Annotated in this window: 27 protein-coding genes; 9 read left to right on the top strand and 18 right to left on the bottom strand. The window is 66.9% G+C overall.

Going from position 1 to position 21,719, the window contains the following annotated elements; translation table 11 throughout:
* Positions 1 to 118: 118 nt before the first annotated feature.
* The gene (locus tag ACTWQD_RS08685) at positions 119 to 925 is read left to right on the top strand and encodes a thioesterase family protein (protein ID WP_443195748.1); all 807 of its coding nucleotides are present in this window, start codon (positions 119 to 121) and stop codon (positions 923 to 925) included.
* Between the two features lie 65 nt (positions 926 to 990).
* Here the strand turns inward: ACTWQD_RS08685 and ACTWQD_RS08680 are convergent, their stop codons facing one another.
* A complete protein-coding gene (locus tag ACTWQD_RS08680) occupies positions 991 to 1,374 on the bottom strand; it encodes a DUF2177 family protein (protein WP_443195747.1) in 384 nt (127 codons plus the stop codon).
* Here ACTWQD_RS08680 and ACTWQD_RS08675 point away from each other — a divergent pair.
* Positions 1,367 to 2,137 carry a lipoate--protein ligase family protein gene (locus ACTWQD_RS08675; RefSeq protein ID WP_443195746.1) on the top strand — a complete coding sequence of 257 codons (771 nt, stop codon included), beginning with the start codon at positions 1,367 to 1,369 and terminating at the stop codon, positions 2,135 to 2,137. The genes ACTWQD_RS08680 and ACTWQD_RS08675 overlap by 8 nt on opposite strands.
* Here the strand turns inward: ACTWQD_RS08675 and ACTWQD_RS08670 are convergent, their stop codons facing one another.
* A complete protein-coding gene (locus ACTWQD_RS08670; protein ID WP_443195745.1) occupies positions 2,138 to 2,581 on the bottom strand; it encodes a MarR family winged helix-turn-helix transcriptional regulator in 444 nt (147 codons plus the stop codon).
* Between the two features lie 397 nt (positions 2,582 to 2,978).
* Between ACTWQD_RS08670 and ACTWQD_RS08665 the strand changes: the two genes are divergently transcribed.
* Genes ACTWQD_RS08665 through ACTWQD_RS08655 form a run of 3 tightly spaced genes read left to right on the top strand, consistent with a single transcriptional unit; the run spans position 2,979 to position 4,813 of the window.
* Positions 2,979 to 3,767 carry a hypothetical protein gene (locus ACTWQD_RS08665; RefSeq protein WP_443195744.1) on the top strand — a complete coding sequence of 263 codons (789 nt, stop codon included), beginning with the start codon at positions 2,979 to 2,981 and terminating at the stop codon, positions 3,765 to 3,767.
* A complete protein-coding gene (locus ACTWQD_RS08660) occupies positions 3,764 to 4,186 on the top strand; it encodes a phage holin family protein (protein ID WP_443195743.1) in 423 nt (140 codons plus the stop codon). Before ACTWQD_RS08665 ends, ACTWQD_RS08660 begins: the two co-directional genes overlap by 4 nt.
* A gap of 18 nt (positions 4,187 to 4,204) precedes the next feature.
* On the top strand, positions 4,205 to 4,813 hold the full coding sequence (locus ACTWQD_RS08655) for a DUF3618 domain-containing protein (RefSeq protein WP_443195742.1): 609 nt from the start codon (positions 4,205 to 4,207) through the stop codon (positions 4,811 to 4,813).
* A gap of 159 nt (positions 4,814 to 4,972) precedes the next feature.
* Here the strand turns inward: ACTWQD_RS08655 and ACTWQD_RS08650 are convergent, their stop codons facing one another.
* From ACTWQD_RS08650 to ACTWQD_RS08635, 4 genes are all read right to left on the bottom strand, one after another.
* A complete protein-coding gene (locus ACTWQD_RS08650; protein ID WP_443195741.1) occupies positions 4,973 to 6,469 on the bottom strand; it encodes an FAD-dependent oxidoreductase in 1,497 nt (498 codons plus the stop codon).
* Positions 6,466 to 7,044 carry a cysteine hydrolase family protein gene (locus ACTWQD_RS08645; RefSeq protein ID WP_443195740.1) on the bottom strand — a complete coding sequence of 193 codons (579 nt, stop codon included), beginning with the start codon at positions 7,042 to 7,044 and terminating at the stop codon, positions 6,466 to 6,468. Before ACTWQD_RS08645 ends, ACTWQD_RS08650 begins: the two co-directional genes overlap by 4 nt.
* On the bottom strand, positions 7,041 to 7,181 hold the full coding sequence (locus ACTWQD_RS08640) for a hypothetical protein (protein ID WP_443195739.1): 141 nt from the start codon (positions 7,179 to 7,181) through the stop codon (positions 7,041 to 7,043). The genes ACTWQD_RS08645 and ACTWQD_RS08640 overlap by 4 nt, the downstream gene beginning before the upstream one ends.
* A gap of 310 nt (positions 7,182 to 7,491) precedes the next feature.
* Positions 7,492 to 7,866 carry a DUF2243 domain-containing protein gene (locus ACTWQD_RS08635; protein ID WP_443195738.1) on the bottom strand — a complete coding sequence of 125 codons (375 nt, stop codon included), beginning with the start codon at positions 7,864 to 7,866 and terminating at the stop codon, positions 7,492 to 7,494.
* On the opposite strand from ACTWQD_RS08635, the gene ACTWQD_RS08630 reads away from it, so the two are divergent.
* Complete coding sequence (locus tag ACTWQD_RS08630) at positions 7,855 to 7,983, top strand: hypothetical protein (RefSeq protein WP_443195737.1); 129 nt, start codon at positions 7,855 to 7,857, stop codon at positions 7,981 to 7,983. The genes ACTWQD_RS08635 and ACTWQD_RS08630 overlap by 12 nt on opposite strands.
* 45 nt (positions 7,984 to 8,028) lie before the next feature.
* Here the strand turns inward: ACTWQD_RS08630 and rfaE2 are convergent, their stop codons facing one another.
* On the bottom strand, positions 8,029 to 9,624 hold the full coding sequence (rfaE2, locus tag ACTWQD_RS08625) for a D-glycero-beta-D-manno-heptose 1-phosphate adenylyltransferase (RefSeq protein WP_443195736.1): 1,596 nt from the start codon (positions 9,622 to 9,624) through the stop codon (positions 8,029 to 8,031).
* Between the two features lie 302 nt (positions 9,625 to 9,926).
* On the opposite strand from rfaE2, the gene ACTWQD_RS08620 reads away from it, so the two are divergent.
* Positions 9,927 to 11,123, top strand: a complete 1,197-nt coding sequence (locus tag ACTWQD_RS08620) for a glycosyltransferase family 9 protein (protein WP_443195735.1) — start codon at positions 9,927 to 9,929, stop codon at positions 11,121 to 11,123.
* On the opposite strand, the gene ACTWQD_RS08615 is transcribed toward ACTWQD_RS08620, so the two are convergent.
* The 7 genes from ACTWQD_RS08615 to ACTWQD_RS08585 all read right to left on the bottom strand — a co-directional run bounded on the left by ACTWQD_RS08615 (position 11,089) and on the right by ACTWQD_RS08585 (position 17,862).
* Entirely contained in the window at positions 11,089 to 11,802 is a 714-nt protein-coding gene (locus tag ACTWQD_RS08615; RefSeq protein WP_443195734.1) for an SDR family oxidoreductase, read from the bottom strand. The two genes, ACTWQD_RS08620 and ACTWQD_RS08615, sit on opposite strands and share 35 nt — an antisense overlap.
* A 77-nt stretch (positions 11,803 to 11,879) precedes the next feature.
* Positions 11,880 to 13,256: a PfkB family carbohydrate kinase gene (locus ACTWQD_RS08610; protein WP_443195733.1), complete on the bottom strand. Its 1,377-nt coding sequence runs from the start codon at positions 13,254 to 13,256 to the stop codon at positions 11,880 to 11,882.
* Entirely contained in the window at positions 13,253 to 13,951 is a 699-nt protein-coding gene (locus tag ACTWQD_RS08605; RefSeq protein ID WP_443195732.1) for a D-sedoheptulose-7-phosphate isomerase, read from the bottom strand. The genes ACTWQD_RS08610 and ACTWQD_RS08605 overlap by 4 nt, the downstream gene beginning before the upstream one ends.
* Complete coding sequence (locus tag ACTWQD_RS08600; RefSeq protein WP_443195731.1) at positions 13,948 to 15,225, bottom strand: glycosyltransferase; 1,278 nt, start codon at positions 15,223 to 15,225, stop codon at positions 13,948 to 13,950. Before ACTWQD_RS08600 ends, ACTWQD_RS08605 begins: the two co-directional genes overlap by 4 nt.
* Positions 15,222 to 16,238, bottom strand: coding sequence for a glycosyltransferase (locus ACTWQD_RS08595; protein ID WP_443195730.1), 1,017 nt, complete (start codon positions 16,236 to 16,238; stop codon positions 15,222 to 15,224). The genes ACTWQD_RS08600 and ACTWQD_RS08595 overlap by 4 nt, the downstream gene beginning before the upstream one ends.
* Positions 16,235 to 17,311 carry a glycosyltransferase family 9 protein gene (locus ACTWQD_RS08590; RefSeq protein ID WP_443195729.1) on the bottom strand — a complete coding sequence of 359 codons (1,077 nt, stop codon included), beginning with the start codon at positions 17,309 to 17,311 and terminating at the stop codon, positions 16,235 to 16,237. Before ACTWQD_RS08590 ends, ACTWQD_RS08595 begins: the two co-directional genes overlap by 4 nt.
* On the bottom strand, positions 17,308 to 17,862 hold the full coding sequence (locus ACTWQD_RS08585) for a D-glycero-alpha-D-manno-heptose-1,7-bisphosphate 7-phosphatase (RefSeq protein ID WP_443195728.1): 555 nt from the start codon (positions 17,860 to 17,862) through the stop codon (positions 17,308 to 17,310). The genes ACTWQD_RS08590 and ACTWQD_RS08585 overlap by 4 nt, the downstream gene beginning before the upstream one ends.
* Before the next feature lie 92 nt (positions 17,863 to 17,954).
* On the opposite strand from ACTWQD_RS08585, the gene ACTWQD_RS08580 reads away from it, so the two are divergent.
* Complete coding sequence (locus tag ACTWQD_RS08580) at positions 17,955 to 18,899, top strand: glycosyltransferase family 9 protein (RefSeq protein WP_443195727.1); 945 nt, start codon at positions 17,955 to 17,957, stop codon at positions 18,897 to 18,899.
* On the opposite strand, the gene ACTWQD_RS08575 is transcribed toward ACTWQD_RS08580, so the two are convergent.
* Positions 18,857 to 19,627 (bottom strand): sigma-70 family RNA polymerase sigma factor, encoded by a 771-nt coding sequence (locus ACTWQD_RS08575; RefSeq protein ID WP_443195726.1) that lies wholly within the window; start codon positions 19,625 to 19,627, stop codon positions 18,857 to 18,859. The genes ACTWQD_RS08580 and ACTWQD_RS08575 overlap by 43 nt on opposite strands.
* 318 nt (positions 19,628 to 19,945) lie before the next feature.
* On the opposite strand from ACTWQD_RS08575, the gene ACTWQD_RS08570 reads away from it, so the two are divergent.
* Positions 19,946 to 20,572, top strand: a complete 627-nt coding sequence (locus tag ACTWQD_RS08570) for a PAS and ANTAR domain-containing protein (RefSeq protein ID WP_443195725.1) — start codon at positions 19,946 to 19,948, stop codon at positions 20,570 to 20,572.
* Positions 20,573 to 20,706: 134 nt separating this feature from the next.
* Here the strand turns inward: ACTWQD_RS08570 and ACTWQD_RS08565 are convergent, their stop codons facing one another.
* The 3 genes from ACTWQD_RS08565 to ACTWQD_RS08555 all read right to left on the bottom strand — a co-directional run bounded on the left by ACTWQD_RS08565 (position 20,707) and on the right by ACTWQD_RS08555 (position 21,484).
* Positions 20,707 to 20,925 carry a hypothetical protein gene (locus ACTWQD_RS08565; RefSeq protein WP_443195724.1) on the bottom strand — a complete coding sequence of 73 codons (219 nt, stop codon included), beginning with the start codon at positions 20,923 to 20,925 and terminating at the stop codon, positions 20,707 to 20,709.
* Complete coding sequence (locus tag ACTWQD_RS08560; protein ID WP_443195723.1) at positions 20,922 to 21,059, bottom strand: hypothetical protein; 138 nt, start codon at positions 21,057 to 21,059, stop codon at positions 20,922 to 20,924. Before ACTWQD_RS08560 ends, ACTWQD_RS08565 begins: the two co-directional genes overlap by 4 nt.
* A gap of 170 nt (positions 21,060 to 21,229) precedes the next feature.
* The gene (locus ACTWQD_RS08555; RefSeq protein ID WP_443195722.1) at positions 21,230 to 21,484 is read right to left on the bottom strand and encodes a hypothetical protein; all 255 of its coding nucleotides are present in this window, start codon (positions 21,482 to 21,484) and stop codon (positions 21,230 to 21,232) included.
* Positions 21,485 to 21,719: the final 235 nt, after the last annotated feature.

Genomic DNA, 21,719 nt, shown 5'->3' with positions numbered 1-21,719 from the left:
ACGTCTGATCCTGAGTCTACCCAGTCCGGCCAGCAGTGGGGGACCAGCGACAGGCCGTTGGGGACGCTTTGAAGCGATAGGGTGTTCTGGGATTACCAGCCACGTGAAAGGGCGGACAATGACGACTGCTGACCTGCCGGATCTTGCCGAGGGAAACTTCTACTACGAGGCACTGGGTGACAGCCGCTTCCGTTCCACCATCCACGCCCAGGGTGCCTGGAACGAACACGAACAGCACATGGCACCGGCGTCGGGCATCCTGGCGGACTGCCTGGACCGGCACGAGCCGCGCGACGACATGCGGATGGCCCGCCTGAGCTACGAGATACTTGGCCTGATCCCGGGCGGCGAATTCGAGGTGGCCACCACCACCCTCCGCCCGGGCCGGACCATCGAGCTGGTGCAGGCCGAGCTGATCGCCGAGGGGCGCACCGCGATCCGTGCCACGGCCTGGCGGATGATCACCTCCGACACGGCTGCCGTCGCTGCCTTCGAGGATCCCCGGATTCCCGCCCCGGAGGACTGCAAACCCTACGACGCGTCCACCATCTGGCCGGGCGGCTACATCGCATCGCTGGAGATGCGCATCGCCGAGGGCCACCGCGCCGGCTCGGGCACGGTCTGGCTGCACACCGCGCACCCGCTGACGGACAAGGAGGACAGCAGCGACCTCGCCCGGCTTGTGGGCCTGGTGGACACCGCCAACGGCATCGCCGCGCGGGTCCCGCCGGGCAAGGGCAGTTACGCCTTCCCCAACCTGGACCTCCAGATCCACATGTACCGGCGCCCCGAGGGGGAATGGCTGGGCCTGGACAATGAGGTCTCGTTCGGCACCGACGGGATCGGCCTGACCTCCACCGTGCTGCACGACCTCACGGGCCCGTTCGGCCGCGCCGAGCAGATCCTGACGCTCCGGAAGTCGTAACGGCAGGCGACCGGTCGCTGGCGCCCGGCCCCTTGGCTCGCGGGTCCTCGCGGGTCCTGGCGGTCCTAGTGGAACACCAGCCACCCCACCACGGTGGCGAGCCCCGTCAGCACGGCGCCCCAGGCGATGTCCGCCACGACGATCACCAGCGGCCAGTTCTTCAGTGTTGCGGCGTTGGTCAGGTCATACGTGGCGTAGGCAAAGGTGCCCAGCGCGGCGCCGTAGCCCAGCGCCGTGAGCCAGCTGCCGCCGTCGAGCGCCGGCTGCAAGGCGAAGAAGACGATCCCCGCGATGTACAGGACGTAGAAGACGACGGCGTACCCTAGATGGGGCTTGTCCGCCATGAGATGGCCGAGGTGGCTCCGGTAGAACTTGCTCATCGACTTGAGCCAGACGGAATCGATCACGGCGAATGCGGCGGCTACGACGAGGAACTGCAGGATGACCATAAGGGAGCATAACAAGATGCCGGAGGCCGCAGACGCACCGCGGACGCTGACGATTTTCCGGCAGACGGAATCCCTGGGCGCCGCCGCGGACCTGGACTTTGCCCTCGAGCTGCTGCGCAAGGTCAAAACGGGCGAGGCGGGCCCCATGCTCCGGCTCTACAGGCCTGCGCCCACCGTGGCCTTCGGGCAGCGGGACACGCATCTGCCCGGTTTTGACGCCGCGGCGCAGGCCTGCCGCGACCTGGGCTTCGAGCCGCTGGTCCGCAAGGCCGGGGGCCGGGCCGCCGCGTACCACGAGGGCACCCTGGTGGTGGATCACCTCGAACCGGAGCGGGATGCGATCGCCGGGGCGAAGGGGCGCTTCTCCTTCTTCGGCGAGCTGCTGGCGGATGCGCTGCGGAGCGCCGGCGTCGACGTCGCCGTGGGGGAGATCCCCGGGGAGTACTGCCCGGGCGAGTTCAGCGTCCACGGCCAGGATCCGTCGTTTCCGCAGCACCAGGTCAAGCTGATCGGCACCGCCCAGCGCGTGGTGGCCGGCGGCTGGCTGTTCAGCTCGGTGATTGTGGTGGAGAACTCGGCCCCGATCCGCGCTGTACTTGAGGCCAGCTACGCGGCCCTCGGCCTGGACTGGGACCCGGCGACCGCGGGGGCCGTCAACGACCTTGTGCCGCACCTGGATGTGGACGCCATTGAAGCCGCCGTGATCAACACGTACGCCCGGTACACCACGCTGGACTACGGCGATTTCGGCAGCCTGCTCTAGTCAGTTCCGGGTCGAATCCGGTGCCTGCCGGGGACCGGGGAAGGAGCTTACGAGTTGGGTGAGTTGTTCCCGAAGGATTTCCCATCCCTCGAAGTCAGAACGGAGGGCGGCGCTTTCGGCCTCGCGGGCGGCTCTGAGGGCCGCTTCCCCGGCGTCGGTTGTCTGGACCTGGAACTGGCGGCGGTCACGGGGGTCCCTTGTTCTCGTGACCAGGCCTTCCGCCTCCAGACGCGTCAGGACGCGTCCCAGCGACTGGCTTTGGACATGGACCAACGCGGCCAGCTGTTCCTGGTTCATGGGACTGTTGGACATGGCCTTGAGTGCGATGAACGCGGCTCGGGTCAGGCCCAGTGGCGCGAGTGCGTCGTCAAAGCGGCGTTGAACAATGCGGGCAGCCCTGGTGAGCAGGAAGTAGCCGTCTCGCACCTTGGGGTCGAGGGGCATTGGTGACGGCCTTCCTTGAGGGGAACAGATGGCTGCCCTCCTTGGTCGTAACAAGTCGAGCAGGGTAGGCAGGCCAGGAACCGGCAGTAGCCGCGACCCTGAACTGCCCCTTGAGCTAGCGGGGCGTGCTAATTACGCCGTCCGTTTCAATGCGTGGCCGTCGTACATGTATCTACAATAAGCATGCTTACTAAACACTTGGCAAGTCTGCTTAGTATTTTTTGAGGATGGCACCCGGCCGCCAGCCGGAGCGGTCGATCCCTGCCGGCCGCCGCGAACAGGTCTTGCATCGCAGATCGGAAGTGTGCTTAGTATTTAGATAGTAACCGTGCTTACTAATTCACCGGTCCTGCGGGTTCACGTTTCACCTGCGGATCCTTCCTGAAAGAGAGCAACGATGACAGAGAACCAGTGGCCCCAAGCGACTCCTTCAACGTCCGCTGACGAGTACCCGGGCACAGGGACGGCTCCCGCCGAAGGTGTGGCGGGTTCTGCGTCCAAGAAAGAAGCAGCGAAGGGCGAAGCAGCCGACCTAAAGCGCCAGGCGGCCCACTCCGCCCAGGATGTTGTCGGCACTGCTAAGGCGGAGGCCGGCCACGTCGCCTCCGAGGTGAAGACGAACGCCCGGGATCTCCTGCAGCAGGCCAAATCTGACTTGACCGATCAGGCCGGCACGCAGCAGCAGAAGGCCGCGGATGGGATCCGTGCTATCTCTTCGCAGCTGACCACTATGGCCGATGCATCCGATCAGCCCGGCGTCGCAACGGACCTTGTCCGTCAGGCTGCCGAGCGGTCCCAGTCCGTCGCCTCCTGGCTCGAGAACCGGGATCCCGGTTCACTGTTGGAGGAGGTAAAGTCCTTCGCACGCCAGCGCCCCGGGACATTCCTCTTGGCCGCAGCCGGTGCCGGACTCCTCGCCGGCCGGCTCGGACGAAGCCTGCAGGCCGGAGCCCCGGACACGCAGCTGACGCCGTCGAAGCCCTCACATCTGTCCTCCCCGGCAGTGGCGCCGGCCCACCAGGAGACGGTTATCGCCGCAGGAGCCGGCGACCGGTTCTTCGACGAGCCGGCCCTTCCCGGCACGGCAGGGCCTGTGTCGACCCGGACGTTACCCTCCGGCACGGCGGCCGATGCCACGCTTCGGGATGATGTTCCCTTGTCGAACCGGGAAGGCGGCCAGCTGTGAGTCACCAGGTACCGGAGCCGCCTCCCACTGCGGCGCAGGCGAAGGCAGAGACGTCGTCTCTTGGCGATCTTCTGGGTGACGTCACGCGGGACATGTCCACTTTGATGCGGCAGGAAGTCGAGCTGGCCAAGGTTGAGCTCAAGCAGTCCGCCACCCGGGCCGGCAAGGGCGCGGGGATGCTGGCCGGTGCCGGCGTCGCGGGGCACTTCGTGTTGTTGTTCCTCTCCCTGGCGCTCTGGTGGGCGCTCGGAACCGTGATCGGCCTCGGCTGGTCCGGCGTCGTCGTCGCCCTCATCTGGGGCATCGTCGCCGCGGTCCTGGCCTCGATGGGCCGCAAGGAACTCAAGGCGATCAAGGGCATGCCCCAGACCGCAGAGACGCTGCAGGAAATCCCGCCCACGCTCAAACCCACCACCTAGACCCAGCGAGGAACAACCATGAGTGAAAACCCGGATGTCATCCGAGCAGATATTGAAGCGACCCGCGCACGGCTCGGCACCAACGTCGACGCCGTAGCGGACAAGGTCACCCCGTCACACGTCGTCCAGCGCCAGACCGAGAAGGTCAAGGAAAGCGTGAAGGACGCCGTGTTCGGAGCGAAGGAGAAAGTCATGGGAGCGGCAGACCACACCGCAGGGAACGTCCATTCCGCCACCGGTTCGGCCGGAGCCCACCTGGGCGACGCCGGCGCGGCGATCGGGGACGCCCCGGCCCGGGCCAAGACCAAAACCCAGGGCAACCCGCTGGCCGCGGGCCTGATCGCCTTCGGCGCCGGGCTGCTGGTCTCCTCCCTGATCCCGGCCAGCCAGAAGGAACGCGAAGCGGCGGATGCCCTGAAGTCCGCGGCCGAACCGCTCACCACGGAACTGACCGAGGCTGCGAAGCACGTTGCCGAGGGGCTCAAGGAACCGGCGCAGGAAGCCATGGAAAACGTCAAGGCCACGGCCGCAGACGCCACCGCGCACGTCAAAACGGAGGGCCAGGGCGCCGTAACGGACGTCAAGGACCGCACCGCCGAAGCCAAGGACAACGTCCAGCAGGCCTGATCCCAGTTTGGTCCCGCGGCCGGCCGCCCCAGCGCACCCGCGCCGGGCGGCCGGCCGAGGTGTTTAAAACCCCGTGCTCGGCCACCGTGTCGTTCAGGTCCGGCGGCCCCTGCTTTTTTGCAACGGATCGGGATGCGGTCAGGCCGGGTGTCTGGTCCTTCAGTCCAAGGCCGTTAGCCTGGCAGTGGCGGGTCCTTGGAGGACGTCGCCGGAGGGCGTAAAGCGGGAACCGTGCAGCGGACAGTCCCAAGTGCGTTCAGCGTCGTTCCAGCTCAGAATCCCTCGCAGGTGGGTGCATACCGCCGACACCCGGCAGGTGACGCCGTCGAAAGTGGAGACCGCGACGGGATTGCGGCCGTTCCTGACGATCATGCCGGCGCCTTCGTCGGGAACCGTGTCGGCTGCGGTGTCGGGAGCGGCCGTTTCGGCTTTTAGCCAGCCCCCGGCCATGGTTTTTACCGTGTCGGCGTTCAGTCCGATCACGGAAGCGGCCCCGGCGGGTGACGTAATCCTGTGGTGGATGGTATCGGCCCACGGGAGATGGCCGCCGAGGATGTCGGCGGTGATGGCCAGTGAGGCCGCGATGCCGTTGCTCATGCCCCATTTGTTGTAGCCCGTGGCGAAGTGGATTTTGCCTCCGCCGCGGGGCAGTTTGCCGAAGAAGGGCATAAGGTTGGCGGCCCGGTAGTCCTCACCCGACCAGGTATGGGTCGCTTCGGCCCCGGGGAAGTGCTCCAGCGTCCAGTCCAGCAGCTCCTGCAGGCGGGCACTGGGGGAGGGGTCCCTGCCGACGCGGTGTCCGTTGCCGCCCGCGATTAGGATCTCCCCGATGTCACTTGGATAGGTGCGGAGTGAGCGTCCGGGAGTCTCAGCGGAGAGATACATTCCGGTCGGGAGCGTCGTGGCGGCTGGCATCCGGAAGGCCGCGGCGTAGGACTGGGAGGCTTTGAGCTTGGCGAAGTACAACCCGCGATCCAGGATGGGCGTGCCTGTGGCCAGCACGACATGCCCGGCGTGAACGTCGCCAGCGTCGGTCCTGATGGAGAGGGTCTCGCCGTTGGTGATGTTTCGGACGCGCACCCCTTCGACGAGAATTCCGCCATGGGAGTGGAAGTCAGCCGCGAGGCTCTCGAGGACGTCCATGGGGTTGAACTGGGCTTGATCGGGGAGGCGGATGGCGCCGCGGGTGGGGAAAGGGAGCCCGGGATCGGCCACTTCCGCGACGGCCAGGCCGGCTGCCCGGCTGACCGCGAGTTCCGAGCGGACGCGGTCCGCCCCTTTGTCGGAGACGGCAAAGGTGTAGGCATCCCGGTGCTGGAAAGGGACCGCGTTCTCCTGAAGATGCCGGAGCAGCCAGGCCTGCCCTTCGCGGTTGGCCTCGACGTAGGCGTTGACGACCTTCTGCGGGTACTGCCGGCGCAGACCGGACAGTACGGTGCCCTGAAGGAGGCTAAGCTTCGCGGTCGTGTTGCCGGTAGTCCCTGCCCCCACCGAGCGGGCCTCCAGGACTGCCACCGTCATGCCTGACCGCGCAAGAAGTGCGGCGGTTGCCAAGCCCGTGATCCCGGCCCCGACGACGACGGTGTCGTAGGTGGATCCCGGCGAGAAACCGTCAACCGGAATCACTCGGTCTCCGTCGAGCCATAGTGACTTCATGACATCACTTCCTGTCCCTTGAGCGGAGTCATGAGGCGGTTCATGACCTCCGCGACCGGGAGAATCTGCTGCCGGTATTCACGGCAGAGAATGTCTTGGACGGCGGCAGCGGCTTTTGGGTTCTCCGACGCCGTCGCCTCGGCGGCGTAGATGACGCGGAGGTTGTGGCCGAACGCATCCGCCGCTGTCTGGGCGATGCAGTTGTGCGTGGACACCCCCGCGAGCACTACTGTGTCGACATTCCAGTTCCGCAGCCGGAGCAGCAGGTCGGTGCCGAGGAATGCGCTGTCCCGTGTCTTCACCATCCGGGGCAGACCGTCGGTCGTGAGCCCAGTGACAAATTGGGCCTGGGGAGTTCCCCGAAAAATGAAACCCTGGTCGTCTTCCAGCATGTTCAGCGTCCAGGTCGATTTGTCCTCTTCATGCTCGGTCTTCACAAGCAGGACCCTCGCTGCATTTTCCTGCGCCGCGGCGATGATCGCATTGCAGGCTCTTGTCACGGCCTCCCGGCTGTTGCTGAGCACTGGATCCTCGAAAAAGGCGTTTTGCATGTCGATGATCAGTACGGCAATCATTGGTGGTCCCCCGTGTCGGTCGTGGAACCCCGGGCGGACTTCGAGGACGGCCCGCCCCCGCCGCGTCGCCAGACCACGGCTGCTGCACCAAGAGCAATGACCAGCGCCGCGGCGATGACGTAGGGCGCGTAGTCCACGCGTGTCTCCTTGGCCTCTGGTGACTCGCCGGTTCCCGGATCCTTGGGGCCCGGGGGAGTCGCTGAATCCGTAGGAGTGGCCGCGGAAGCACTAGCAGCAATCGCGGCGGGAGGAGAATCAGCGCCCGCCGCGCCCGCAGGAAGCAGGAGGGCAGCGCACAGCGCCAGGGCGGCAAAGGCGGTTTTCAACAAAGCTGGCATTGAACTCTCCTAACGACGCGTGTGGAGCAGAGACTCATCAGTATGCTTACAATATGCGGTTGCGACTGCTCTTGCCAGAGGTTCCAAGACGGGCTTCCGGGTCCGGATATCAGGGGTTCGGGTCATTCCTGGCGCCCCTCAGGTGAAGGGCCATGCCTCCTCCGATGAGGAGCAGCCCGAAGATGAGGAATGCGGCGTCCCACATCCACGGACCCCCAAGGTCGTCCCGCACGTGGTGAATCTGCAGGAGATGATGATTGACCAATCCCTCCACGATGTTGAACAGGCCCCACCCCGCCAGCACCAGGCCGAAGTGAAAAGTCCAGCTGGGAGCCCGCCGCCCTTTCCGCCATGAGGCAATAGCCGCCGTCGATCCCGCCAAGACGAGCAACCACGTACCCATGTGAAAGAAGCCGTCCGCCAGGGTGTTAACTTCCAGCCCTTCAAGGGTCCCGACGGGAAAAGCCTCCACGTGGCTGACCATATGGTGCCATTGCAGGATCTGGTGAAGGACGATCCCATCAACGAATCCCCCAGCCCCAATCCGAGCAGAAGCCCGGCGGTCCTTGAGGGCGCCGGGGCGGACGCCGGTGCTGCCTGAACGTTCATCGATCGGATCCTTCCTGGCGTGAAGGGCATAGTGGATTTATCCGCCCTGAGGTGGCGGAGTCGCTGCGCGGCCTGGGGAATGAGCCTCAAGGTGTCCGTCGTTCGGAGCATTATTGCTGGTGCGGATCCGCTCCACGACGGCCGTGGTGGAGTGTTCAGGAACATAGTCGAGGATGGCTACGCGTCCTCCGTAGTCTTCAACGGCGGATGTTTCTGCGAGCATCTCAGGGCTGTAGTCGCCCCCTTTGGCGTAGATCTCAGGACGGATCTTCTGGATCAGTGGAATCGGCGTAGCCGTTTCAAACACAGTCACGTAGTCGACGCAGCTGAGCGCGGCAACGACGGCGGCCCGGTCCCTGATGGTGTTGATGGGGCGTCCTGGGCCCTTGAGCCGATGCACTGAATCGTCGCTGTTGAGCGCCACGACCAGGACGTCACCGAGTTGTTTGGCCTGGTTGAGGTACCGGGTATGGCCGCGGTGCAGAACGTCGAAGCAGCCATTGGTGAGAACGATCTGTCGCCCCTCCGCCCGGTGCCGGGTGATGTGCGTGAGGAGCTCGTCGGCGTCGACGGCGCTGTCTGTGAAGCTGCCCAGATGACGGCTGAGGTCCGCTGTGCTGCACACGGACGTCCCGGGACGGTGAACGGCGAAATCTGCTGCGGCCTGGGCGAGGTCCATACAGGTCGTCAGCGGTAGCGACGCGGCCCGGGCCAGTGTTAATGCGGCGACGAACGTATCACCGGCCCCCGAGGCCTGCTTTTCCTGAACGGGCCGTGCCCAGGTACGGTGAGAATCCCCGGACCTGGGCAGAAACACGGTGCCCTCCCGGTCCAGGGTGACCACGACGGCATCCGCTCCGGCTGCTTGAAGCAGGGCGTCACGGTGGGCGGCCATGACTGCTGCCCTGCCGGATCGGGGATCAAGTTTCAGGCCGAGCATATCGGCCGCTTCCTGTGCGTTGGGAGTTGAGAGATCGGGTTGCAGCTCCGCCCAGGCGCCCGGCTGGTGGGCATCCACAACCACCAACATCTCCGGTCGGGCCCTACGTCCGTCCAGGAGCTTTTCCCGCACGACGTCCCCGAGGGCGCCCGCGCCGTAGTCGCAGACCACGACTGCCTGGCGGTCCTGCAGCACCTGCGGGATGACCCCTGCCAGCGCGGACAGCGCTTCGTCGGTCAACTCCCGCTGAACATCGTCAATCCGTAAAAGCACCTGAGCGCTGCTTGTGATTCGTGTTTTGGTGGTGGTCGTTGCGCCGGGAACCTGAACGACGCCCGAGACGTCCACTCCTGCTTCGCGCAATTGGCGCAACAATTCGTTGCCGGCGTCGTCGCACCCGGCGATTCCGGCCAGGCCTACCTTGCTGCCGAGGGCGGCGAGGTTCATGGCCGTATTCGCCGCTCCGCCCGGCGCGAACCTCCGCTCCTGAATTTCCACGACAGGCGCCGGCGCTTCCCGGCAAAGCCTTTCGATGGAACCGGACCACCAACCGTCGAGCATGACATCCCCGATGACCGCAATGGACGGTTGGACCGAGGCCAGCCACCGGGGCAACCACTCGGTCAGCCCCCGTTGCTCAGCAACACTGCGTTCTCCGACGGCGTCTGCACCGGGATGCCGGGGCCCGTTCACGGGATCCGCCGCCTGGCCAGGGGCCTGGAGCCGGGATCTACGGCGCGTCCCGCCGAAGCGAAGAGCTTAATCGGCACAATCGCTGACATGTGTTTCCTTCCCAGTGGAGTGCCACACAGTGAATGGGGCGGAGGCCGCGGCGCCTTCGCCGGCAGATGAGGCTCCTACACAGTCCAGTACCCCGTCAGGGGCGCCTTCACACCCCTTTCCCCAGGGCAATCGCGTCCAGGGAAACGCCCGACCCAACCGGGTTCCTCCGCGCGCAACGGGCCGCTAGCCAAAGCACAGAACCGGGACTTAGGGTGAGCCCACCACAGGAACAGCGGACGGACAGGACTGCCTTGGAGGACCTCGCGCCGGAATTTGGAGGGGCCGGTATCACCGGCTGGGGAGTCGGCCCTGTTCTTGAGAAGTTCTCGGATGTTGGGCGCATCGCAGTGCTGCGGGGCGGGGGACTGGGCGACCTTCTCTTTGCCCTGCCCGCCGTTTCCGCCCTTGCGGCAGCCTACCCCGGGGCAACCGTGACGCTCCTCGGAACACCCGCCCACGCCGAACTCCTCGGCAGCACCCCTGGCCCGGTACGCGACGTGCGGATCCTGCCAAGAGCTGAAGGGGTCAGGCCGGGACCCGTGGACCAGGCAGCGACCGAGTCCTTTTTCACGTCCATGCAGCGGGAAAAATTCGACCTGGCGGTCCAACTTCACGGTGGAGGCCGATTTTCCAATCCTTTCCTGCTGCGGCTGGGGGCCCGTCACACCGTGGGCTCGCGGACGGCGGATGCAGCCCCGCTGGAGCGCAGCCTTCCGTACATTTATTACCAGCACGAGCCGCTTCGCGGCCTGGAAGTGGCCGGGCTGGCCGGAGCTCCGCCGGCCGGGCTCGAAGCCCGCCTTGAGGTGCCGGATCATGACGCTGCCCAGGTCCACGAGTTGCTTCAGCTCCGTCATGACAGCCCGGGGACCCCCGTTGTCGCCCTCCATCCGGGGGCCACGGATCCCCGGCGCCGCTGGCCGGTTGAGCGCTTCGGTGAGGTCGCGGCGGAGTGCGCCGCCGATGGTTGCCGGGTGTTGGTGATCGGCAGCGCGGACGAGCGGAACCTGGCGGGCAAGGTCGTGGAGGCCGCCGGGTCTGACGGCGTCGTGTCCATGGCCGGCAGGTTCGGACTGGGAACCCTGCCGGCGCTGCTGGGCCGGTGCGACGTTCTCGTGGGCAATGACAGCGGACCCCGGCACCTGGCCCAGGCCCTTGGAGTTCCGACCGTTGGCCTGTACTGGGTGGGGAACCTCATCACCGCCGGGCCACTTGGCCGCAGCGCGCACCGGGTCCATCTTTCCTGGGCGACCCGGTGCCCCGAATGCGGCGTAGACATCACACAAGTGGGGTGGACGGCTGCCCGCTGCGCGCACGATTCTTCCCTCTTGGCGGGCATCAGCGCGTCGGATGTCTACCGGGACGTGCGGCTGTTTACGGCCAGGAATCCTCTTGCGCGTGGCAGATGACCAGCTCGCGGACTTCGCAGCCGGGAGGCTGTGAGAGCGCGAATATGACGGCCCGCGCCACCCTGGACGGATCGTTCAGCCGGGAGTCGTCCCGGGGTTTGTACTGCTCGGGCCGGTCATCGAAGAACCGTGTCTTCATGCCGCCCGGGATCAGCGTTGTCACTCCGATCTCCGCGCCGGTTTCCGCGGCAAGGGCCTGGCTGAATCCGATCACGCCGAACTTGGATGCGCAATACGCTGAGGCCTCCGGCAACGCCCGCTTGCCCAGCGTCGAGGCCACGGTGACCACGCGCCCGCCGGAAGACTTCAGGTACGGCAAGGCCGCCCGCACAACGGAGACCGTGCCGAGAAGATTGACGAAGATGACCTGCTCCCAGTCTTCGGCCGGGACGTCTTCGAGCTTTCCGCACCGGTCGATGCCGGCCGCCGTCACTACGGCGTCCAGACCACCCAGTGCCTCCGCGGCCTGGGTGACGGCGGCCGTCACCGCTGCCCGGTCCGCGACGTCGACTTCGATCGCCTTCGCGGCGGAGACAGTGCGGACTTCGCGATCGAGCACAAACGGCATGCCGCCGGCTTGGAGCACGGCCTCGACGACGGCGGCGCCGAGTCCTGATCCGCCCCCGCTTACCAGGACTCTGCCGGCGCCGGGAAGGACGGATGACGTGGTTTCTTTCATGGTGTTCCTTTCTTATGTCTGGCCGGTGTCCGGCCGGAGGAGGTGGCTGGCCGGTCTTGGCCGGTCCGCCCAGCTGTTCAGCCCACCCGGGCCAGTGCCCCGGCGAGTCGGGTTGTGGAGCGTGCCGGGTGGTAAGGCACCGCCAGGCAGCGGCCGCCCCAGCTCTCCATCAGCGCGGTTTCGGGCAGTTGCGTGGGGTCATAGTCACCGCCCTTTACCCAGAGGTCAGGGCGGAGCAGGTCAAGGGCCTTTTCCGGGGTATCTTCGTCGAAGACGAGGACGGCGTCCACGCATTCGAGGGACATCAGCAGTTCCGTTCTGTCCTGTTGGCCGATGATGGGACGGGAGGGCCCTTTGTTGCGGCGGGTTGAGGCATCTGAGTTCAGGCAGACGATGAGGCAGTCTCCCAGGCCCCTTGCGGCTGCGAGAGTGCGGGTGTGCCCCGCGTGCAGGAGATCGAAGCAGCCCCCGGTCGCCACCACGGTGCCCCCGGCTGCCCGGACGCGGCGGACGACCGCCAGGGCGTCAGCTCCTTTCCCTGGAAGCGGCGGTGGCGGAGGTGCGGATGGCAGGGCGGCGACGCCGCCGGCAGCCAGGAACGCGGCCGCTTCCCGGACGGCGCGGCGGCAGGAGTCTTCGACCTCTCCTCCGGCCATGAGGTGGGCGGCGAGGCTGCCAGCCAGCCTGTCGCCGGCACCGCAGGCATCCGCGACGGCGGTGGGCGGGGCCGGGAAGTGGACAGGTGCCGGGGTTGAACCGCTCACCAGGGTCGCGCCGTCACCGCCCTGCGTGACCAGGACGGCCTGGCTCTTCCAGCCGCGCAGCAGTGTTGCCGCGATTTCAGGGACACCGTGCGGAGGGCCCGGCGACCCGTCCGTGACGGCTGCCGCGGCAGCCAGGGCTTCCGAAAGGTTCGGCGTCACAACCGCGACGCCGGGGACGGGATCGGCCCCGGCGGGGTGCGGGTCCCAGATGACAGGAATGCGCCGGGCAAGGCGCGCGATCATTGCGCGAAGGGCCGGCTGCGAGGTCAGGCGCCGGCCGTAATCCGCCACGATCAGCGCTCCGGCACCCTCCATTGCTTCCATCATGTCCGGCGTTACGTCGGGCGTGGGAAGGACCTGGCATCCTTCATCAAACCTGGCCACCGGGTGTCCGTCTGCCCGGAGCCGGGTCTTGACCGGGGTCGGTGCCCCCGAAGGACCTGCCACCACGGTGATGCCCGCCAGCTCCTCGAGGAGACGGCGGCCGGGGTCATCGTTGCCAAGCGCGGTCACGAGGCACACCTGGTGTCCGTCTCCGGCGAGTATCCGGGCCACCAGGCCGGCGCCCCCGGCTCTTCCCCGAACGTGTGCGACGTCGACGACGGGGACGGGCGCGTCCGGGCAGAGCCGGGTGGCTGTGCCATCCAGGTCAACGTCGAGCAACACGTCACCAACAACGACGATTTTCATGGCCGACGCCGCGTTTCCCGAAGGCCATGGCGACTGACTTCGGCGTCGAAAGCCCGGCAGATTGCATGCAGGGCGATCAAATGGCACTCCTGGGCGTTGGCGGCGGGCCCGTCGATGGCGATCGTTTCGTCGCAGCTCAGGGATAGCGGGTTTGGGCCCCGTCCGGTCAGCGCCCAGGTGGTAACGCCCATCCGGGCCGCGGTTCTGGCGGCCCGCAGAAGATTGGGGCTCTTGCCGCTGGTGGACAGCAGCATCAGGATGTCCCGCGGGCGGCCGTGCGCCCGGACTTGCCGCGCATAGAGTTCTTCAAACCCATAATCGTTGGCAATGGCCGTCACCGCCGACGTGTCGGCGTGCAGGGAGATGGCGGAGAACGGGGCTCTTTCGCCGTCAAAGCGTCCCACGAGCTCGGCCGTAAGGTGTTGAGCTTCTGCTGCGGAACCCCCGTTCCCGGCCGCGAGCAGCCGGTTACCGGCCAGCAGCCGGCGGGCGAGTTCCTCGCCCCAGAGCGCGAGTCGTGCGGACTCGGCGCGCAGGGATTCAAGGGCCGGGACGATATTGCGCAGGTGGGTCTCGACGGCGGCTGCGGGATCCGGACCGGACCATTCGGCGACGCCTGCGCCCGTCTGCTTCCCGGACAGCAGCGCGGAAGGGGCGGGGAGTGACACCTTGGCAAGAGGCAGTTCGGTGCTCACAGCACTGCTCCTTCCTTCACTGGGTGGAGCTGGCCGCGGGCCTCGTGGCTACGCCCGGCGGCTCCGGTGAGTGTGTGCAGATAGGCTTTCTCGGTCTCGGCGGCCACCCTGTCCCAGCTGTAGCGGGACCTGGCACGCTGCTGGCCAGCGCGGCCCAGGGCTTGGCGCAGCCCTGGGTCGGCCAGCAGCCGCGCAAGGGCGGCTGCCGTTGATTCCGGGTCCCGCGGCGGTACGTGCAGCCCGGTCCTCTCGTCCACTACGGTGTCCCGCAGGCCGCCCACCGCTGCGGCTACTACCGGGACGCCGCACGCCATGGCTTCGAGGGGGACGATGCCGAAGGGTTCGTACCAGGGGGTGCAGACGACGGCATCGGCGCTGCGGAAGATGCCCGGCATTGCCTCCCGGGGTACTTGTCCCCGGAAACTCACTTGTTGCCGGACGCCCAGCTCTGCGGCGATGGCCAGCAGGCGGCGGGGTTCAGAGTCTCTCTCCGTTTCTGTGGCGTCGCCGCCGCCGCCGACGACGAGGAGTTCGACGTCGGGAAAGCCCGCCGCGCGGAGCAGCGGCAGAGCCCGGATGACCACGTCGACGCCCTTTCTGGGCACGAGGCGCCCGACAGAGAGGATGCGGTGGGTCCGGGCGCGCCGGTCGGCTTGTCCGGTACCCGGGAAGAGGTCCAGGTCCACTCCGCACGGTGCGATCGAGATCTTTCCGGGCGGGATGCCCATCGCCTTCAGTTCGAAGACTTCGTTGGGGCAGGTGGCGATGATCCGGTCGGCGCTGCGCCCGACGGCGGGCTCCAGCAACCGTCTCTCCGACGGGCTGGTGTCCGCACTGCCTTGATGGCGGCGCTTCACCGTCCCCAGAGCGTGGAAGGTCTGGACCACGGGGATGTGGGCCCCCGCGGGCCCTTGGCGGGTCGCGTCGAGGGCCGCCAGGCCCGACATCCAGAAGTGCCCGTGGACCAGGTCCGGCCGGTGGCGCTCCCAGTCGCGTGAAATCCCGCTGGCAAGTTCTTCCATGTAGGGAAGAAGGTCGTCTTTGGGGACGTGGCGGGCCGGCCCGGCCTGGATGTGGACAACTTCAACCCGAGGAAAAATCCGTACCCGGTGCGGGAGGTCGTCCGCGTCCCGCCTCGTGTACACCGTGATGTGGTGCCCGCGTCTGGCCAGCGCGGCCGACAGCGCCGCCACATGGACGTTCTGGCCGCCGGCGTCCACTCCGCCGAGGGCCGCCAGCGGGCTGGCATGCTCGGAAACCATCGCAATTTTCATGGGCTCTTCCTTTCTTCGGTTGCCACGAGGAGCCGCCCGACCCTGAACCGGGGGCCGGTCAAGTCCTCCAGCAGGGCGTCCCAGGCCGCCAGGAACGCTGGCAGGCCGTAGCGGGCCAGCGCGATTTCGCGGGCAGCACCGCCACGGCGGCGGGCCTCTTCCGGGTTGTCGATAAGGAACCGCGCGGCGCGCACCAGGTCGTCCACACTGGTCGAGACCGCTCCGGCCTCCGGCGGGACCGCGCGGACTGCCTCCGTGGTGGCTAAGGCCACGACCGGCATGCCGAGGTGCATTGCCTCAAGGAGTGCCAGGCCCAGGGAAGTCCAGCGGAAAGGGTGGAGGTAGACCCGGCAGCGGGACATTTCACGGTGCAGCTCATCCATCGGCAGATCCCCCCCGACCGCCAGCCTCGGGGCCGGAACACCCGCGGCATCCGAGAGTCCGTCGCCGCCCATGCCAAAAACCCGCAACGGCGCTGCCGTGGCAAAGCGGCCCAGGAGGTCCGTTCCGGCGACCCGCCCCCTTCGCACCGGCTCGTTGACGACGACGGCCAGTTCCGGAACTTCACCGCTGTACCCGGGCCCGGGATCAGGGACGCCGTGTTCGATCACCAGCGTCGGGGTGGTGCCGCTATCCCAGAACAACTCGTTGAAATGCGTCACGTGGACAACCGGAATGGACTGCTGGCCGGCCAGCGGATGAACCGAATACGGCACGTCACCCCGGGGAGCGTTGTGTTCCAAATACGCGGCAGGCAGGTCCTTGCCGGGCGTCCGGCCCAGGGCCCGGGTCACCTCCGCCGCTTCCTCCGGCCGTTGCAGGATGACGGCATCCACGCTGTCCGCATCGAGTGCATCGAGCTGTACCTCGCGGACGGTGGAGGGCCAGGGACGGCCTGCCCGGCCCAGACCCCAGGGCCCACCTCCGGGCAGCACCGGCAGGAGGTACTCGTGGCGGCCACCGACAAACGCATCAGTCCACGAACCGTGCACGTGCCACAGCAGGATCCTCATGGGTGCCGGACCTTTCTGCGGGTTGAGAGCGAGGACACGCCACTGATGAGCCGCTCCACCGCGTCCAGGAGCTGTTCGGGGGCCACGGACGACAAGCAGGGATGCCCGGCGACAGGGCACTCCGTTGCACGGCTGAGCCTGCAGGGTGCTGTTTGGTCGCCCAAAAGTTCCAGCGGGACACCGTAGGGTGCCCAGCGGGCCGCCGGAACAACGGGGGAGAACAAGCACGCCACCGGTGTCCCCACCGCGGCCGCCAGATGCGCCGGACCGGTGTTACCCGTGACCAGGGCCTGGGCCCCGTTCAGCACACCGGCCAGGGTCTTCAGGTCCGTCCGTCCTCCGAGGTCCAGTGCCGAGGGTCCGGCGACCGTGGCGGTCAACCTGGTTTCGCCTGGGCCGCCGGTGACCACAACGCGGTGTCCGGCTCCTTCCAACAGCTCTACCGCCGCGGCATGGTGCAGCGGCGGCCAGGCCCGCGACGGCGCAGCGGCGCCGGGATGGACCACGACGTAAGGTTCCTCCCCAACCAGGGGGCGCGCATCGGGGTAGCCCTGAATCCGAAGCCTGCCGTCATCTCCCGGGGGTAGCCCGAAGCCGGCCGCCTCGGCAATGCCCAAGGCCCGTTCCGCTTCTGGCCGGTCCTCGGGAAAGTCCTCGCCGGGACGCAACCTCACGTCCAGCAGGCTCCCGGCGTAGTCAGTGGAGGCCCCGGTGATGCGCTCCACCCCGGCCAGCCGCAACAACAGGGCCAGCGGCAGCGGGGACTGGTGAAAGGACGTCAGGATCACGGCCTCGTCAACCCGCGATTGCCTGACATAGGCAGTAAGGACCTCCAGGTGGATCTGTTGCACCTTGGGTGCCGGCTTGATGATCCACGGACAACTCCAGCTGTAGACCTCCGTTGCTCCCGGCAACAGGGAAGCGGCAGCCTCGCCCTCCGGCCCGCACAACAGGAGGACGTCGTTGGGAGCACCGCCGTCGTGTCGTCGGCCGAACGCCACGGCGCGGACCGCCGGGCCCGCCAGGAGCACATCACCCATTCCGTCCAGCCTCGCGACCAGGACCCGGCTCACGGGATATTCCTTCGGGAGGGCGCCGGCAACAGTAGGTCTATTGCGGAGCGGAGGTCAGCAGCCACTTCCGGCGCGGCTTCAACTTCTGCCGGCAGGGTCAGAGGGGTGGGAACCATCACGCCCCGGACGCCTGCCGCACGGGCCGCCTCCACATCGCTGCCGATGTCACCGACATAGGCGGCTTCTGCCGGCGATATTCCCAGCCTCCTGCAGGCCCGGCTGATCAACTCTGGTGCCGGCTTCCGGCAGCGGCAGCCATCCTCAGGACTGTGCGGACAAATTTCCCACACGTTGAACGGCCCCAGCAGCTGCTCAACCCGGGCGTTGACAGCTCCCACCTGTTCGTATGTCAGCAAGCCCCGGCCAAGCCCGGACTGGTTGCTCACCACACCTGTGGCCATGCCGCAGAACCTGAGCCGCTTCAGCACCGCCCTGGCCTGCGGCATGGGCCGCACGCGGCCCGGGTCGCCGTTGTAGGGCACGTCCCGGATCAGGGTCCCGTCCCGGTCGAACAGAACAGCCCGCAGGGACGGTCCATCGCTAGGTTCCATAACTGTCCCGTTCCCCGAAGACGCCCGGTCTAAACACCCCGGGCTCGCCCCGGGGTCTAAACTCCGGAATTGGAGCCTTAGGAAAGGTGGGCATGATGGACGGATTTCAGGACGACGACCGGCCGGTGCTGCTCGTCCTGCGGGCGCTCAAGCTTGGTGACCTGCTCGTGGCCGTGCCCGCCCTCCGCGCGCTGCGCCGCGCCTACCCGCGGCACCGGCTGCTCTATGCCGCGCAGGACTGGCTCGACGACGGGCTCGCCCTGGTCGGCGGCTATGAGCTGCTGCCGATCCATGGGCTGGATGAACCGCTGCCCCTGCGGCCCGGGACTGTGGACGTGGCGGTCAACCTTCACGGGCGCGGCCCTGAAAGCCAAGGCCGTATCGAGGCCCTCCGGGCAAACCGGACCATCTCACACCGGTCCGGCCAGACACCGGGGCCACCCTGGCTCGAGGGCATCCACGAGCGGGAGCGCTGGACGCGGCTGTTGACGTGGCACGGGATCGACGCCGACCCGCAGGAATTGTTCCTCTCCCCGCCAGGCACCCCAACGCACCTGCCGGGGGCTACCGTCATCCACGTCGGTGCGGCCTACGGCAGCCGGCTGTGGCCTTCCGAGCGTTTCGCCGCCGTCGCCGCCGAGCTGCGGCAGACCGGCCACAGCATCGTGTTTACCGGCGGTTCAGCAGAACGGCACCGCGCCCTTGATGTCGCACGGCAATCGGGTACCGGTGCAGGTTCGGTGCTCGCCGGCAGGCAACCGCTGGGGCAGTTTGCGTCGCTGATAGCATCGGCGCGCCTGGTAGTCACCGCTGACACAGGAGCTGCCCACCTGGCGTCCGCCTTCGGCCGCCCCTCCGTGGTGCTCTTCGGGCCAGCCACGCCGGAGGAATGGGGTCCACCGCCAGGGCCTCACGTTGTGCTGACCAAGCCGGAGCTGCGCCGGGGTGACACATTCGCCCGGGAACCTGACCCGGCGCTGCTGGGCGTGTCGGTTCAGGAGGTACTGGCAGCAGTCCGGGAACTCGGCTTACGGTAGGCGTCCGCCTCGGTGAACCGCTCTTGAAGGCACACGAGCACGCGCGCGAGCCGGCGCGAAATCTGCATCTGCGACACCCCGAACCTTCTGCCCAGCTCCGACTGGCTTTCCTCACAAAAGTACCGGCGATAAAGGAGCTCCCGATCGGAAGCCGACAGCTTTCCCATGGCCTGACTGAGGCAGATGATTTCTTCCAGCCGCTCGAACGACGGATCCTGCACCGCGGGACCGTCCGCCGGCGACTGACCATCGCTCTGAGGATCCGCGGCATCAAGCGAGTCGGGCCTCATGCTCGAGTGTGCGGCCAACGCCTCGCCGACGGCACGGACAGGCACGCCCAACTCCCGCGCCACTTCAGCGGGTGTCGGATTCCGGCCCAGGGACTGCGTCAGTTCCGGGTGCACCCGCTGAACGCAGGTACGCAGATCCTGAACGCCCCGCGGTGGCCGGACAACCCAGCAGCGGTCCCGCAGATACCGCTTCAGCTCCCCATTGATGGTGGGCGCAGCGTAGCCCGGAAAACTGATCCCCCGGGACTCGTCGAACCCCCGGGCCGCCTTCACTAAGCCCAGATAGGCCACCTGGACCAGGTCCTCTTTTTCGCGCCCGCTCCCCGCGAAACGCTTCGCCAGTGATTGCGCCAGATCCAGGTATTCCAGAACCAGCTGGTTCTGGAATACCTCACGGAGCTGGCCGCTCCGGGACGAGTGGTTTTTGGATTGGGCCATGTCAGCGTGTCCTTTGACCATGGGTTCCGGTAAGCCCGCGGCAGGACTTAGAAGCAGGAAAACATAAGCTTGCTTATAATTCAATACTTCTTCGCTCCCGGATCTGGGCGGCCGGATGAAGCCGCAGGTCGGCTGGCTCCCGACTAAAAATCCGGCAAGATTTCCGGCGCCAGAACGTCCAGAGTGATGGCCGCGTGCTCTACCGGGCCTTCCGTGGGACTTGTATATTCTTTCTTGGTCGTGGGTGCGGACGGGACAGGTCTCCTTCAGAGCGTGGTGGACCGTCAGCCGCGGCTCTTTCCTGTATCGGAGGAACAGATGTGGTCGAAGCTTGATACGTACCTGTTTCCGCTCGGCCCCGGCACGAAGTGTCCTTCGGGAACCTTCGAATTCCATGTCCGCACCCGCAAGATGGAATGGTCCGAGGGCATGTTCGGCATCCACGGGCTGCGCCCCGGGGAGGTGGTGCCCACCCTGGACCTCTTCATGGCCCACAAACATCCGCTGGACCGTGGGCAGGTGCTCGCAGTCTGGGCGGAGCTCCTGAAGGACGGGGGACAGGGGGCGCTGCTGCATCGGATCAACGACATCCGTGGCAGGGAGAGGCGAGTTTTTTCGGCGCTGCAGGCCGTAACGGGGCCCACAGGCCAGGTGGACACGCGGCGTGGCTTTATGGTCGACGTGACTCAAAGCCTGCGCATCGAATCCCGGGACGCGACTTCAGAGGCTATCGAGCGCGTGTACGCCCATAGGGACCTCATCGAGCAGGCGAAGGGGATCGTCATGGCGCTAAGGGGGGTTGACGGGCCTGCAGCGTTCGACGTCCTGGCCGCTGCCAGCCAGCAGAGAAACGTCAAGCTCCATGCGGTCGCGGACGAACTGGTGGCCGCTGCTGCACACGGCGGGGCCGCCGAACATCTGGCGGCTTTATTCAGTTCCCACTGACCCCCTCCGCCAATCACGTGACTGGCTCCGGCTGCGGCAGTGCGTAAGTGCGCCGCGGGTATGGCTCCCCCAATAGTGTTCATTTCTTGAGCCATACCCGCGGTGGTTCTAAGGTCTCCGTACCCGTTGGAGGTTCACGGGCTTTCCTCCGCGGCTTTCAGGCCGCGCCGAATTACTTCGTCGTCGACGATCGAAAGCAGTTCGCTTTCGATCGTGATGGCGGGGCCGGTCACTGCGGCAGCGGACTGTCGCAGTGACCGGCGCAGGGTCAGGAGATCCTGGAGGGGCACTTGGGCCCAGGTGGAGAACCGCTGAACCCGGTCCGGGCGGGGAGGGGTTCCGCGGCCGCTCACGCTGCCAGCCTTGGTGCGGAAGCGCGGGGCGGCGGGTTGAAGGCCAGCACCGCCCGGGCGCTGAGTTGGCCCGCTGCGCGGATGGTGACGGAGGTGTGGTCCAGGTCCACAGAAACGACGACGGAAAGCTTCACGGCGCTCTTCCCTTTACGGAAATCGAAGAAGGCCGTCTGCAAAACCTCACCTAGAGGATAAGGGTGATAACCACAGGCAATCAACTTAAATGTGATTTCCGTTACGTAAGGAACGCGTGTGGCGAATGTTTCGCTGAACGCGTGCGGGGCCAGGTCCAGGGCCGGCGCTGTCAGTGGGTTGCCGGGAAGCTGGCGAGTATGTAGTCAGTGGCGGCGGGCCCGGTGATGCGTCTGCGGATGTTCCCGGGTTCCACGCCGTGCTTCTCGAGTGCGCTTCGGAAGTGGAGGTCTTCGAGGGGGCGGATGTGGTGCAGGAGGCACCAGCTGGTGTACAGCCCATAGAGGCAGTCAAGGCCGAGCGGTTGTCCGGCGTCCTCGGCGATGGTTGCTTCCAGGAGGAATTGTGTGATGTGCGAGGTGGGCATGGTGCGCCCTTCCAGTCATGTCACTTGTCCCACCGATCTGTTTCAGTGGCGCTCCCGCCGTGGGGAGCAGTAGGCCGGCGCTGGGTGGTCGTCATCCGGTGCCGGTATCCCGAACCTACGTCGTTAAGTCTGGTGCGTCCAGTGCGGGTAGAAGTGTCGGCTTCCGTTCAACACGTGGGACGGAGCAGCCACAGTCCCAAAGCCGCCGCCTGCCGCTGTTCCCGATACTTTCAGC

Source organism: Pseudarthrobacter sp. 1C304 (assembly GCF_052245515.1).
In the GTDB taxonomy this organism is placed as follows: Bacteria; Actinomycetota; Actinomycetes; order Actinomycetales; family Micrococcaceae; genus Arthrobacter.
This window is presented reverse-complemented; position numbering and strand designations above follow the sequence as displayed.